We start from the raw sequence: 12,774 nt of genomic DNA, 5'->3' as shown, positions 1-12,774 counted from the left end.
CAGCATGGAAGACAACGATTTTACACAAACTCAGAAGGAGAAGGTGCGACTTCTCAGCGAATACAGGAGCGACTTCGACGAGCTTCTAGAAGCCGCAGAAAAGCTCCGCCAGCGCTCAGTCGAAGAGTGGCCCGAACAGTTCCAGAAACAGCTGAGCGACGATCTGTGGAGCGAAGAGTGGATGATCCGTTGTGAGCCACGCGAATATGGGTGTATATTCAAACATGGCTGGTACCTCAACGATGAGAATTTAGAGCCGACTAACGTCGCCGAAGAAACGAATGGTTACTCCGGCCTCAGACTCCATTTCAACCACCTCATTCGAAGCGAGCAATCGTTCAGTCAGGGGCAGCTTACGTACAGACTCCGTTGTCCAACCAACGTCCCGCTACGGGACGAATTCCATCAGCTCTACAATAGCGAACAATGGCAGTCCAAGCTTGAGCCACTGTTGGACGAGAAGGGAATCACGAACAAAGGGAACAAGCGCGATTATATGCAGAAAACGTATGATGTCGACCAGTCGGGGCTTCCTGAGAGCTATTTCAAAACACTCGTAGTCGCGTTTAAGGAATACCTCGAGATCGCAGACATCGTCGATGAAATTCTGGATGAAGCTCGGGTGAATATCAAAGATTAATGAATTTGGGAGAAACGAGAGCAGAGTGGTTCTACCGGTAATTCCAATCCAAAAGTCATATTTGCAGTTCTGTCAACGTTCTATACGGGTCAGGAGCGTCGTCGGTGCGTTTGTTGTGCCAAAAATGAACAATCCACGCCGTTCTTCCCTGGCCCCTTACTTCAGTCCCGACCCCGAGTAGATACTCACACCTGATTTTGATCAGAGCAGGTGGAATATCTTATCTCGGTAGAGACTGCGGATGTCCTGATAGTGAGCGGTGAGATACTCGTCAATCGACTCACCTTCTCCAGCACCTAGCTTGTCCCCACGCATATACTGGACTAGCTCCCGCGGAATATTCTCTTTCAGTTTCCAGTAGCTCGTGAAGTAGTGCCGTCCGTAGTGCGATGTAATGTTCCGATAGCCCTCCAGATCATTGAATTCCGAGAAGTGCTCTTTCCACACTGTGTTCACAGCATCTCCTCGCTCGATTTTCTCGTACGTCCGCTTGCTCAGTATCAGCCACGGCTCTTCCACAGTTGGACGGGTAGGAAGGTACTGCATCAACACGCGCTTCGCTTCGTCGTCGATCGGTAGAATCCGAGGTCGGGACGACTTGTTGCCTTCACGCTCGTATTTCGACGGGATATAGAGCGCGTTCTCGTATCCCGCAAGCGCATCCGCGGTCCCGATTTCTGGGTACCACTCTTTGAGCCCGGAGTGTGCAATCGCGATGTCCTCGAGCCGGATGTTCAGTAACTCACCCACGCGAAGGCCGAACTTCAGCTGCCAGACCAGGAACAGCCGTTCGCGAACGTTGGTACAGTCAGCAATAACGGAGCGAAGTTCAGATATCGATATCGGAGGGTGCTTCAGCTCCTCATTCTTCCTCCCCAAGTCAGCTTCACGAAGTGCGATTCGGAACGGGTTGTAGTCGCCCGGGTGAGGAAAGGCGTGGTGTTCCTGCCACCACTCGTACGCACGATTGACGTTCCCAACCTTGCGCTTGGTCGTCGAGATGCTGTTTTCTCGGTCCTGGAGAAGGTACTCGATGAACCCTCTCACGTGGGTATTGCTCGGACAGGCGAAATGGCGGTCAACCTCTTGCATGAACTCCCGCCACTGGTCGAACGAGTACTGGTAGTTCTTCTGGGTAGACTCAGTTGGGTCCTTCGCCATGAGGACGCGGTCGAAGTACGCGTCCAATGGGTCGACCGCCAGCTGTTCGAACTGTCCCTCGTACTTCGTGAGGGGGTCCGGGTCTCGACCGAATGCTGTTGCTATTCGCGAGATCTCGTCGTCGGTATTGGGGAGAGTCATCCTCGTGTCACCTTCTCTTCCCACAATGCTCGACTCGGTTCGTAGGCGGCTGCAGCCATGACGAACGGGTGGTACCGATGAGGATAGTCCGTGTGATGGAACATCCACCGGTAGAACTTCTCGACGTCTCCCCAGTACCTCGCTGCAGTCTCGAGGGTTACGTCAAATTCTTCGATGAGTTTCTGCGCGTACGCGTCTGCGTCAGCAGGTGTGCAGAGTGCATGGTGGCGTTCTCTCGACTGCATGAACGACTTCCACCGCTCCTCAGCACGAGCCAGATATCTTCTCCGCCCGGGGGTGGCAGATTCATTCCAAGAACGAGTCGCCAGATACGCCCGCCACGTATCCCGGTTTTCGAACTCATTTTGATAGACACGTAGTCGGTGGTGGTCAGGCACTTGGTCGATTAATTTGTACATTCCAGCGCGAATTGTCGGATCGACTGGGATCCACCGACCAGTTTCAGTCATCGCCAGTACCCCCAACGAGCCTGTATTCACCGTCGACATACTCGATCTCGTCTCCATCAAGTTGGTCAACCAGTTCAGCGACGCGGACTGGAGCATCGTCGATGATGTGCTGTACTAGCTCAGGGAAGGTTGCACCTCCTGATTGGTGTTCCAAGAATTCAAGCACCGACTCACGCTCTCCACGATAGAGTTGCTCTTCGACTTCTTGGAGTCGTAATCGAGTCTGGTCCAGTTCCCGTTTCAGGTCGTTTCGCTGCTTGCGAAGTTCGTCTGAACCATTTCTCAAGTTCAAATTGAGATTCTTGTAGCCTCGCTCTACATTCTGGATTATAAAGCGGGATAGGCTCTTGTATCCTCTTTCATCCGCTAACTGCTTCCATTTTGCGTGCTGAGCCTTCTGAGGATAACACATCGTCGGCTGGGTATCCTCACCCACGTTAGTCATGGCGTTCACCCAAAGTTCTGTAGCAGATATGCCCCATCAGAGTTCGAGGTTCAAGAAGAAGTTGGAGGACAAAATCAAGCACCGATTGTTGCTCTCTTCCAAATGAGTATTTACTCATTCGCCTCCACCTCCTCTGAACACCTTGACAGCTCTATTCGTTGAGTCTCACCATCGACAGAGAGTTTAAGATAATCTGCTCCATCAACTTCGACGCCAAGTTCTCGGAGCTCATCGAGAGTCAGGTAGAGACATACACCGAGGGTGGTTCCATTTTCACCGGAGGGAAGTTCTATCCGTCTGCTAGACCCTCCGACATCTCCATCGGGGAGGTTTTTATTCAATGAATGACACCACCGTTTGAGGTATACTTGAGAAATCGGAGAATCTGCTCTCAATGCGGCCCCATCTGAAAAAGTTCTTTCGAGTCCTTCCACTTATACCAGGTATAGGAATATATTTTCCAATAATTGACTGAATAACCCAACAGTTGTAGCAAGGTTGAAGTGTTCTCTGTGGTGGATATGTTCCCACGGGGATGGTTGCTATACTCCACAGTCGATTCGGTTCGGTTGACCAACCTCGAGTACCGTCTCTTCGCAGAGGAAATACCCGAGCTCTGGTGGACAAAGCCATGGCCGTGTCAACCAGAGGTGGAACGGCCATTCTGCGAAGAGAATTTAAGTGGGGGTCTGGAAACTCACTGATTACAGCCGAAATATCGCGGCGTTTCTGGAGGGTTGCTCAATCAGACCCCCAAACAGTGGAACAGAGCGATCAGAAAATCTTGCGGCAGATAGAGAACAATCATGAGTTCTAACACCGATCAGCCAGTCGAAAATCCGATTCAGAAGTATCGAAATATAGACCCAGAACGCTTCGAAGACTCGCACCACAAAGATTGGGATGATAGGCAAGGAATCGCCTACAGGAGAGTCAGCAGCGAGGAACAGGCAAAAGAGGGGCGGAGTCTTGATTCACAGCAAGACCAAATTGAACGTCTCTGCAACGAGATGAACATCTCCTTGAAGGAAGAACTAATCACAGACGCAGGTCTATCGGGGAGTGACTTCGACAGACCAGGTATCAAAGAGATACTCAAGCTCGTGGATGAGTACGAAGTCGACTATCTGGTTGTAACTAGAATAAACCGCCTCGGACGAGACGCTCTGAAGACCATAAACCTCATCGGTAGGCTGCGAACAGAATTCGGAGTTAAACTGGTCACGAATCGATTCAAGGAGCTGGATTTCGCGAAACACGAACACAGACCGATAATCATCACTCAGGCCGGAGAAGCACAGCGCACGAACGAGTCTCGCAGCGAATCCGCTCAAAGGGGAGTTATCCAGAGCTTCAAGAACAAAAACTGGAACGCAGTCTACGACAAACCACCCTACGGCTACGAATCTACGAATCAAGGCTGGATCCGTCCGAAGATGTCTGCCGCGGCCAATGTGAGGAAGATATTCGGCACCTTCGTCAGTGCAACTCCTTCCAGAGCTTACACAGAAACCGCTGAGGCATTCCCAAGACAGGATTTCACGACGTCCCAAGTTAAGGAGATTGTCTCCAATGAGATCTACGTCGGATGGGCGATTGCGGTGATCATGGACACCTGTGGCCTATCTACCAATTTGTTCGCGGAAACGAAGTACGAGCGTGAGCTCGTGATTGTCAGTGATGACCTCTTCGAGATGGCACAGCGAAAAATTGAGAGGCTGGACGAACTGAACGGAGTTGACGACACTCAGAGAGGGTTAGAGAAACTGGAAGGTACTATGGAATCAGTTCCGGCGCTGATTACCTTTCCAGAGATGACCCTGCGGTGTCCCAATTGTGGTCAACCGATGACTAAAAACGGGACTCCGGAAGACCCCGAACGGCTCAGTCACTACTACCGCTGTAGCGACTGCGGGAACGAGCGGCTATTCCCGAAAAAGAGGGAACTCAGGCGGCTAGAATCAGAGCTATCTGATTTCAAACATTACGGTGGGAATGGTGACTGACATAGAGAGCATGAACCCAGCCGAGAGGGTCACCATGCCGGATTACGAGATGAAACTCCGCGCTAGCGGTGAGCGCGTTGAGGTAACCGTACCCTCCGATCTGGTTGAGTTCCACGAGTTGGAAGGTGGTGATCCAATCGCATTCAGGCCGACCCTACAGGATGGTGAAATAGTGTTCGACCTCTACCCAGGATTAGGTGGTTGGGCGAATGAGCGGAACCTTTCACAAACTGGGAAGTGTAATACAACGCTATTACGCTTCCCTAAGGAGTTCGCCGTTGAATCTGGGCTCTTTGACCTTGTGGAGACAGGTGGAGCTGAAGTAAAATTCAAGACTCATCTACAGAAAGAGCTCACCCTATCATTGAATCCCCCGGTAAGACCAGTGTGCTACGATGATGTACGAAAACTTGCCAAGCCATTCTATACTCGACTGGCGAAGAACACCAACCGGTACTCTCACCAACTGCGTATCGGAGTTCCTCAGGCGTGGTCTGACGAAGATCTCCTGAACCTAAATGGTGGGGAGAAGTATGCAACCCGGCTCGCTGCCCGTGGTGGACAGTTGGTAGTGGTTCTCGATTTGAGCGGCGAACAACTAAGCAGTGACAGGAGTAATGTCAGGGTCTTCTTCGAGAAGGACATGAGCTATCTCGAGAACACGGAATCCGAGAACTACAGTAGAATTGTCGGGACATTCTCAAAACCATTCGCCCACGGCTTAGATTTGTCTTCTCCTACTGATAGAAAGACCAGCGTGAAGATGTGGCCAGAACCGAATAGAATTGTGGTTCAACCTCTCCCATCGGGCAGAATAAACTGGTTTGCTATGTAGGTAGTATACAAAACTGATTCCACCAAGGGTCAGTCCTCCAAGTACTCAAGATATTTATCCAGAACTTCGGTCACGAGTCTTCGTTTTCTCTGCTTTGCCATTGCAGGCTTGGGAGCGTTGTTCGAAGTCTGAAACCGAGTCCGAACATCCGTTGCTTTCTGGAAAAGTTCGTCACTCAAGATTCGATATTCATCTACTCTTGCACTGACCGACCGAACCGAGTATTCACCAGTGTAAATGGGGTTCCTGAGAATAGCACCAACCGAGTTTGGTGTCCACTGCATATTCCCTTTCCCGAACCTCTGGTCCTGGTTTAATACCTCCGCTACAGCGGGCATGGACTCTTGCTCTATGTACTCCCTGAATATCCGTCTCACAAGGGTGGCTTCACTGGGAACGACCTCTAGATATCCGTCCTCGCGCACCTCGTACCCGAGCGGTGGCGATGAATTCGGCCATTTGTGTTCCATCGCCCTGGCGAGGTGACCCATCTTCGTTCGTTGCTTGATTAGTTCTCTCTCAAATTCGGCTGCGTTGGCTATATTCCTGAAATTGAATCTACCGGCTGGGCTCGTCGTATCCAGTTGCTCAGTCACGCTATGGAGTGCGAGTCCCATATCGGAGAATTGTTTCTCAAGCTGGACTGCGTGCATGATCGATCTCGAAAACCGATCCAGCTTCCAGAAGACGAGGACATCGAATGCATCGGCTTCAGCCATCGAAATCATCCGTTGGAACATTGGCCGGTCCGTATCACTCCCACTCTCGGCTTCGTCCTGGAAGATGTAGTGAACCTCCCAGCCGAGTAGATGGCATCGGTCAACACACAGGCGGACCTGTTCACCAATCGAGTATCCATATTTTTGGCTGGTGGTCGATGTTCGTGCGTAGACGGCTGCCCTGAGAATTGAATTGGATTCATTTGAAGGCTGGAGAGCCCCAACTAAGGCGGTATCTTGACTGGTCATTTTTTCACCTCATTTGAACGGATATCTCTTACTCTCACACGCAGAGTCTCTCCAGTGATCGCGGCTGTCTGCGCAATTTGTCGTTGGGTAACGAGTCCATCAGACGCGAGGTAGAGTGCAGCACCAGCAAACCCTACTGGGCATTTCCCTGAAATGGTAGTCTCGTCAAGAGACTCTAGCAGTTCCAGCGCAGCATCTTCGTACTGGGCATCGAGACTGAGCTCCTGACGAAGGTACGGCAGGTAGTCATTTGGACGACAGACAGGGCTCGGGCGGGCGAGTTCCCTCGTGAGTCGTCGAATGAGACGCCCAAGTGAACCAGCCCGGACAGTGGCCGCAGATGCAATACGACCCGTGGGACGTGGGTCCTGTAGTTCGCGTGCAGCCACAGCAATGACCGAACCAATCAAGAGTTCAGTGGGACGACCATCAGTGAGATTTTCGATAGCTGCCTCGGCATAGATGGCTGCCGCTCGCTCTCGGACGTTCGTGTCGAGGTTCAGTTCATCAGCAAGGGTATCTAGGACCCCCATTGCAGTGGCTACCTGCTGCTCGGTGCTGTTCGTTATCGTGTAGTAGTCTGACCACGAGAGTTCCATCGAGGCTTCATCATCTGAATTCTCCAAGATTGTCGGGTGTTCAATCGTATCAGAGGCAACAGCCCCACAGTCGTCGCAGATAGGTTCAAGCGACGAGACCAGCTCGCGGAGTCGACGAGATCCGCAGGCCGGACACTGACCGAATTTGTTCGAAAGTCGGTCTGATTCATTCGATACTGGAGTTTTGGTTGGCATTTATTCCTCTCTCCGGGTCGCAGGTTGTACATCTGGCTTCGGTTCCTCGAGGGTGGCCAATAGACCACTCTCAGCACATGGTTTGCAGTACGGCAGTTGCTCTAGGTCGCCGTCCCAATCCACGCTCTCGAACGAGTACGAGGAGCTACAAGCTGGGCACTGCCAGTCGTATGTACCCCACTCCTCAGCTAGTTCAGGATACCGCAGTGCCAGAGTCGGCGTTAGCTTCGCGTCAGGATAGGCCTCGAGGTAGTTCTCCAGTTGCGCTCTTGGATAGTCATCAGTGAACGGTAGCAGACCAGTGACGTCCTCGTCCGAGAACTGGCTTCCTGCCCGACCACAGCGTCTTCGGTACGGGCAGTAGTCGCACTCCCACTCGAATTCTGGAGTCGGTGGTGGGAGTGATTGACTTCGCCGATATTCTGAGTTCTGGCTGGCCCAAGTTAGAACTCGATCTTCCCAGAACTCTTGCTCGAACTGAACGTGGAATACTCTGGTCGAGAAGTCATCACGCTTCGCGTATAGGATGACTGCGTCCGAGAGTCTACGCTCGAATTGCTCCGAAAGACCGTAGAGATAGGCGTGAACCTGGGCAAGGTGCTGTGGTTTCGGGGCCTCGAGATTGCTGAGAGAGGTGGTCGTTTTAATCTCAGTCAACAGGAGCGGCTCGCTATCGGCGTCGACGAACACTGAATCCGTCTCACCGCGAATTCGAATTGACTGGTCTGTACTATCGACGGTGAAATCCACCCACATCGAATTTCGGATGTACTCGCCATCTCTGGTCAGGCTCTGAAGAAAGGGAACAGCGACCTCGGTTTCGAAACGCGAACCGAACCAGAAGATTCCAGTCGGCTCTCCTTTCTCCGCTGGAGCATTGTGGAGCTGGTAGTATACCCGACGGTGGCATTTGAGCAGCTGGCTTGGACTGTGTCGTCGTGGGTCTGGTACCGGAGAGGGTCCGTTGAAATAGGGTTTCCCCCTCTCGACGTTTCTCTTGTGTTGTTGGCTTTTGTACCAAGAATTGAGTTCATTAGCAAGAACGTTCGAAAGGACACCCGCTGATTCATCTGCCGAACAATCGAACGATTCAGTTCCACCCGAAGGATCGGGGACCATGTCATAAGCAGGGTCCGGTGCTACTTGTTCAACGGCCGATTGCGCTGTTCGTGATTGGTCCGCATCTGATTGTGTCTCAATTCAATAGGGGGTTGGACTTCCAAGAGACTTAGCACGGCCTGAATCACAAGCTGTGGTATCCAATCGATAAGTCGGTGAGAAGCTTGATAGCTGGCTCATTGATAGCCAAGAGGATTGCAGCAAGAGGGTATCGTGGGCCGCGTGAGACGGTCTGTCGCTTGGGGTCATAGATTACGATACCAGCGTCAGCAAGGGTAGGTAAATGCGTCTGAGAGAGTGCGTTGTACACATTTCGATACGGTTCCCCTGTCGCGTGATTAGTCGGAGTATTTTGCTCAATACTGGCAATTCTTCGAGCAAGTTCCCGGGTTGGTATCGTGTTTCGATCGGAGTCTCCCAAAATCTGAACGACAAGACGCCGTCTTGTAGCTCGAAAAGCATGATAGAGGGTCGAGATTATTTGTTCAGTCTCGGGGGCCGGCATGGATTGATTTCGGACTGGCCCATGATGGACAGCGTTTGTCGTCAGTACTGTCCGCCACAGTCGTCCGTCAGATAAGGAATTTTACCTATAACCACAAAAAGTTGTGTCTATAGGTTGCTCTAACCGGTCTGTAGACCGGTTTTGTACGGGTCTTAGGTCGTCTCAAGCAGGAATATAGATAGATGCGGCCCCGAATTGAGTGGATGACACAAGCTGATGAGCGGGTTCTAGAGTTTCTCCACGAGAAAGACATCGTCGCGTCTCCCCCGGTGATTGCTGCCAATATTAATTATACCAGTGAATATATTTCACGGAGATGTAAGCGATTATCTGATGGAGGACTTCTACAGCGAGTTGATCCTAAAAATTACAAAGTTACTGAACTCGGTGAGCAATATCTTGCTGGAGAGTTAGAAAAGGAAGACGTAGAATTGGAATGAAGCCCCGAAAAAGAGCGTTTATACACCTCGGGTGAAGAAGAACAGATGGTGGCTATGATGACGGTTACCCCCACTCAGCCCCTTGTGATGAAGGATTAAAACTGAGCCACCACCTTCACAAATCATTGTCCAGAATAGAGGAAGAACCTCTGTCACAACGGTCAATCAGTGACCATCTCAAGAAACTGGATCCAGAGTGAATCAGTCAGGCTAAGACTATTTCCAAGGACAAATATAGTCTAAGAAGAAAGATTTTAACGGGTTTCAGTGAGCCTACCAGAGAGGACCTCGTCGAATACCCACATCAGAGAATCCGTTTTTAGCTCGACCCGAATCAGACCCGTTGTCCACGTAAGCTCGAACTTGGAGGCAAGACGTCTTTCTGCCTAATCAGCGGCAACAATCTTACTCTCTCTACCTTTCTCACGCTGTTTGAGTTTGAACATGGGAGAAAGATCGAACCCATCCAGTTCAGCGTTGGTGCAGAACAACAGGACCTGCCGGTCTGCCTGGTTAATGGCCTCGAACATCCGTTCTCTGGTAGCATGATCCACGCGACCGAACATCGTATCTCCGATCAGCGGAGGGATCGCAGGCATGACCTCGCCAGCAACCAAAGCGGCGGCATTTGAGATGATCATCTGACCCCCCGCAGAGAGGGCGGCCATCTCTTTCGGGGAGCCATTTTCTTTTCTGCGAGCGACGAGACCATCCTGCCTCTCCTCAACGTGGTACAAGTCACGTTGATCAAGTTCTGGGAGCAGGTCGTTGATCCGACTGATCATCTCGTCTCCGAGGTCGTAGTCGTTGGCGAAGTATTCGGGGAGATCTGTGCCGCGTGCTGCTGACTGTCGGGCTGCTGCTTCGCCTACGGCTTCGACAAGTTCGCTCCAACTGGTGCCGCCCCAAGGGTCATCAATCCCAACCGAGGATTCCGCGTCCAGCTTAGAAAACGTGAAGGCAGGAAGCGGGAACATTGTGTTTATCGCCTCTGACGAGCTGGTGCTGACCCATTCACCATTCTGCTCCTCTTTGACCTGTAGCGAGTCCACGGAGTTGACCGGCCCCCGGCGTGTCTCGGACGTCTGGAACTTACGGGTGAAACGGAACCGTCGACTGATTTCGCTGTCAGCGATTACGGTCGAGACCTTGGCAGAGATTTCTTCACCAGGAGAGAGCTCGTCGACCAGTTCGTAGGTGACTAAAGGAGCTTCGTCGTCGAACTCCCCGGTGAGACAGAGATGTATCGAATCGGCTAACGTGGTTTTGCCCAGGCCGTTGGAGCCTAGCACCACGTCGATACTGGGTTCGTCGCTTCGGTCGAGATCCAGCCGGTGCTCGCCACGGAAGCATCGCAGGTTCTCTACAGTGAGAGACTCAATACGAATAACCACTGCTGTAAATTTCGGGGTAGGGTGTAATCAATGTTACTGGCCTATGTTACACCAATCCACAGAGCTTCTCGGCGTATTCACTGGATATCTACCGGGGGGATTCGTCGAGGATATTCTGGTACCGGTTGAGCTGTTTGGCCACGACCGGGCTGCGGCATCTGACTGCAATCTTTTCAGCATCCCAGTCTTCAGGACGTTTTCGCGGCCATACGCCGTACAGGTCGATTTTCGGAAGTTCCAGAATGCCGAATTGGACGGCGTGGAGGTAGAGAGCGGTAGATGCGTCTTCCCATGTGACACCCTTTTTCCGTGGAAGTTTTTGAGGGAAATCAACGAGTACCGAGGGTAGGCCACGATCTCTAGCCGTGGAGATGAACCCGGAGTCGTTGCTGAATAGCAGGAGATCGAACCCCCCGGTTTGGTGGACTCCTTCACAGGCAACGGTGATATTGTTATCCTCCATACCAGACTGAATCTTCTCGGTGTATAGTTCACGTTGTAGTCGGCTGAAATACTGTCGTCCAAGCCGGAGCTGCCGCGGTGTCTTCTTCAATTGGTTACGAAGTTCTCTATATTCTTGGCCGAAGGCGTCTTCGAGTTGCCGGGTGTTATTGATTTTTTCATCACCATCGTAGTTCATCAATTCGTCCCGAACCCCGGTGACGACGGCATATCCGTTCAAACCTCGCTCTTGCTCAGGGGCTACCCCCAGTTGGCGAGCAGGCCAGTACTGTATCAGGTTAGTGTCGAAGACTGCGAGGGATTCAGTGTTCCCATGTTCTAGACGCCGGTTTCTGTATGGGTCGATGAAGTCCGAAATCTCGTCTTGGTTTTCGAACTCTAGCACGCTGGAAGTAAATGCGCCAATGAAGGCCCTGTGGTCTGGGATTTCTGATTCTGCTTGTTCTCCGTGACGGCGTCCTACTTCGGATCTTTCTTTCTGGTATTGACTGACACCGTTTGTGAACCGGATAGAGGCGGGAGTTCCTCGATCCAGCTCAATTTTATAGAGGGTAGAGAGGATACTGGATTTGTGGTCTACGGAGATAATCGGGTTCCCGGTGCTGTAGAGTGCGTTGAAGAGAAGGGGAAGCTGCTCTCTGGTAATCTTGTAGATGTCGTCGGTGCTACCGTGATCTCCTGGACCGGTTAGTTCCAGAGCAGAGTTCTTTTGATAGTCTATGAGATTCATCTCGGGCCGTGGAATCATCGGGTAGATAGTGGACTCCAGGTTAGCTGGGTTGGAGCCTTCTAAGGTGTAGAGATGGTCGAGTTTGAACTGGTCGAGTTGGTTGCTGGCTCCGATAAGGCAGGCGTTAAGAAGCCGTGATCCGCTGGAGATGCTGACAGCGTTTCCATCCCCTTGTTCTTGAAGAGTCTCTAAGACGTGCTGTGAGAGCTTTTTAGGTTTATTGACGCTGGGTGTTATGGAGAGTTTGATCCTGGCGTCCACATTATATTCGCGGCAGACGTTCTCGATGAGTCGGCGGATGGAGGGCAGTACATCTTTGTCGTTCTCCGGTACGAAGACGAGAATGTCGTCAGGGTTATCGCCGCTTTCAATCGACGCTATTAGCGAGTTCAGGAGTGGTGTGGGTCGGCTATCTGTGACGCCGATCCAAGTATCAGCCATTATGACGTGAGAAGAGACCATCCCAGAAATATCTATTTGAGTTGGACAACGAGACCCAGGTCCTCTATCCAGGAGAGGGTCGGGCCCCCTTTTTTAGTTTCAAATACGTACTATTGCTGTGAATAAAACCGGGCAACTACGGAGGTGGTTACCGATATAGAATCTGTCGGAGAGATCTGACCACACTTCCGGGAATCGAAGAGTAGGCGTAGTGTTCGTCCGG

At 51.6% G+C, this 12,774-nt stretch carries 14 protein-coding genes; 4 read left to right on the top strand and 10 right to left on the bottom strand.

Translation table 11 applies throughout. From position 1 onward, the window contains the following. Positions 1-4: 4 nt before the first annotated feature. Positions 5-640: a hypothetical protein gene (locus NOV86_RS13655; protein ID WP_267642070.1), complete on the top strand. Its 636-nt coding sequence runs from the start codon at positions 5-7 to the stop codon at positions 638-640. Between the two features lie 201 nt (positions 641-841). Here NOV86_RS13655 and NOV86_RS13650 read toward each other — a convergent pair whose 3' ends face one another. The 4 genes from NOV86_RS13650 to NOV86_RS13635 all read right to left on the bottom strand — a co-directional run bounded on the left by NOV86_RS13650 (position 842) and on the right by NOV86_RS13635 (position 3,291). Further along, the gene (locus NOV86_RS13650) at positions 842-1,942 is read right to left on the bottom strand and encodes a tyrosine-type recombinase/integrase (protein ID WP_267642069.1); all 1,101 of its coding nucleotides are present in this window, start codon (positions 1,940-1,942) and stop codon (positions 842-844) included. Further along, entirely contained in the window at positions 1,939-2,187 is a 249-nt protein-coding gene (locus NOV86_RS13645; protein WP_267642067.1) for a hypothetical protein, read from the bottom strand. Before NOV86_RS13645 ends, NOV86_RS13650 begins: the two co-directional genes overlap by 4 nt. A gap of 217 nt (positions 2,188-2,404) precedes the next feature. Further along, on the bottom strand, positions 2,405-2,857 hold the full coding sequence (locus NOV86_RS13640; RefSeq protein ID WP_267642066.1) for a hypothetical protein: 453 nt from the start codon (positions 2,855-2,857) through the stop codon (positions 2,405-2,407). Positions 2,858-2,967: 110 nt separating this feature from the next. Next, entirely contained in the window at positions 2,968-3,291 is a 324-nt protein-coding gene (locus NOV86_RS13635; RefSeq protein WP_267642065.1) for a hypothetical protein, read from the bottom strand. Positions 3,292-3,663: 372 nt separating this feature from the next. Here NOV86_RS13635 and NOV86_RS13630 point away from each other — a divergent pair, with 372 nt between their 5' ends. After that, the gene (locus NOV86_RS13630; protein WP_267642064.1) at positions 3,664-4,863 is read left to right on the top strand and encodes a recombinase family protein; all 1,200 of its coding nucleotides are present in this window, start codon (positions 3,664-3,666) and stop codon (positions 4,861-4,863) included. Then, positions 4,853-5,698: a hypothetical protein gene (locus NOV86_RS13625; RefSeq protein WP_267642063.1), complete on the top strand. Its 846-nt coding sequence runs from the start codon at positions 4,853-4,855 to the stop codon at positions 5,696-5,698. The genes NOV86_RS13630 and NOV86_RS13625 overlap by 11 nt, the downstream gene beginning before the upstream one ends. Positions 5,699-5,727: 29 nt before the next feature. Here the strand turns inward: NOV86_RS13625 and NOV86_RS13620 are convergent, their stop codons facing one another. From NOV86_RS13620 to NOV86_RS23415, 4 genes are all read right to left on the bottom strand, one after another. Next, the gene (locus NOV86_RS13620; RefSeq protein WP_267642061.1) at positions 5,728-6,666 is read right to left on the bottom strand and encodes a recombinase family protein; all 939 of its coding nucleotides are present in this window, start codon (positions 6,664-6,666) and stop codon (positions 5,728-5,730) included. Beyond that, positions 6,663-7,460 (bottom strand): transcription initiation factor IIB family protein, encoded by a 798-nt coding sequence (locus NOV86_RS13615; protein WP_267642060.1) that lies wholly within the window; start codon positions 7,458-7,460, stop codon positions 6,663-6,665. Before NOV86_RS13615 ends, NOV86_RS13620 begins: the two co-directional genes overlap by 4 nt. Further along, positions 7,461-8,579, bottom strand: coding sequence for a CRISPR-associated protein Cas4 (locus tag NOV86_RS13610; protein WP_267642058.1), 1,119 nt, complete (start codon positions 8,577-8,579; stop codon positions 7,461-7,463). It abuts the gene before it with no gap. 124 nt (positions 8,580-8,703) lie between these two features. Beyond that, entirely contained in the window at positions 8,704-9,084 is a 381-nt protein-coding gene (locus NOV86_RS23415; protein ID WP_438266720.1) for a DUF7344 domain-containing protein, read from the bottom strand. A 182-nt stretch (positions 9,085-9,266) separates the two neighbouring features. Here NOV86_RS23415 and NOV86_RS13605 point away from each other — a divergent pair, with 182 nt between their 5' ends. After that, entirely contained in the window at positions 9,267-9,524 is a 258-nt protein-coding gene (locus NOV86_RS13605; protein ID WP_497007455.1) for a winged helix-turn-helix domain-containing protein, read from the top strand. A 386-nt stretch (positions 9,525-9,910) separates the two neighbouring features. On the opposite strand, the gene NOV86_RS13600 is transcribed toward NOV86_RS13605, so the two are convergent. Together NOV86_RS13600 and NOV86_RS13595 are read right to left on the bottom strand one after the other, a co-directional pair. Further along, positions 9,911-10,918 (bottom strand): AAA family ATPase, encoded by a 1,008-nt coding sequence (locus NOV86_RS13600; protein WP_267642055.1) that lies wholly within the window; start codon positions 10,916-10,918, stop codon positions 9,911-9,913. 88 nt (positions 10,919-11,006) lie between these two features. Next, entirely contained in the window at positions 11,007-12,551 is a 1,545-nt protein-coding gene (locus tag NOV86_RS13595; protein WP_267642053.1) for a hypothetical protein, read from the bottom strand. Positions 12,552-12,774: the final 223 nt, after the last annotated feature.

The organism is Haloarchaeobius amylolyticus (assembly GCF_026616195.1).
Lineage (GTDB): Archaea > Halobacteriota > Halobacteria > Halobacteriales > Natrialbaceae > Haloarchaeobius > Haloarchaeobius amylolyticus.
Note: the sequence above shows the minus strand (reverse complement) of the source record. Positions and strands in the feature narration are given on the sequence as shown.

Bases quoted from the DNA above. Each gene is read 5' to 3' on its own strand.
- NOV86_RS13595 (WP_267642053.1), bottom strand. From the start codon at position 12,551: ATGGCTGATACTTGGATCGGCGTCACAGATAGCCGACCCACACCACTC.
- NOV86_RS13610 (WP_267642058.1), bottom strand. From the start codon at position 8,579: ATGGTCCCCGATCCTTCGGGTGGAACTGAATCGTTCGATTGTTCGGCA.
- NOV86_RS13650 (WP_267642069.1), bottom strand. From the start codon at position 1,942: ATGACTCTCCCCAATACCGACGACGAGATCTCGCGAATAGCAACAGCA.
- NOV86_RS13620 (WP_267642061.1), bottom strand. From the start codon at position 6,666: ATGACCAGTCAAGATACCGCCTTAGTTGGGGCTCTCCAGCCTTCAAAT.
- NOV86_RS13655 (WP_267642070.1), top strand. From the start codon at position 5: ATGGAAGACAACGATTTTACACAAACTCAGAAGGAGAAGGTGCGACTT.
- NOV86_RS13630 (WP_267642064.1), top strand. From the start codon at position 3,664: ATGAGTTCTAACACCGATCAGCCAGTCGAAAATCCGATTCAGAAGTAT.
- NOV86_RS13645 (WP_267642067.1), bottom strand. From the start codon at position 2,187: ATGCAGTCGAGAGAACGCCACCATGCACTCTGCACACCTGCTGACGCA.
- NOV86_RS13605 (WP_497007455.1), top strand. From the start codon at position 9,267: ATGCGGCCCCGAATTGAGTGGATGACACAAGCTGATGAGCGGGTTCTA.
- NOV86_RS13640 (WP_267642066.1), bottom strand. From the start codon at position 2,857: ATGACTAACGTGGGTGAGGATACCCAGCCGACGATGTGTTATCCTCAG.
- NOV86_RS23415 (WP_438266720.1), bottom strand. From the start codon at position 9,084: ATGCCGGCCCCCGAGACTGAACAAATAATCTCGACCCTCTATCATGCT.
- NOV86_RS13625 (WP_267642063.1), top strand. From the start codon at position 4,853: ATGGTGACTGACATAGAGAGCATGAACCCAGCCGAGAGGGTCACCATG.
- NOV86_RS13615 (WP_267642060.1), bottom strand. From the start codon at position 7,460: ATGCCAACCAAAACTCCAGTATCGAATGAATCAGACCGACTTTCGAAC.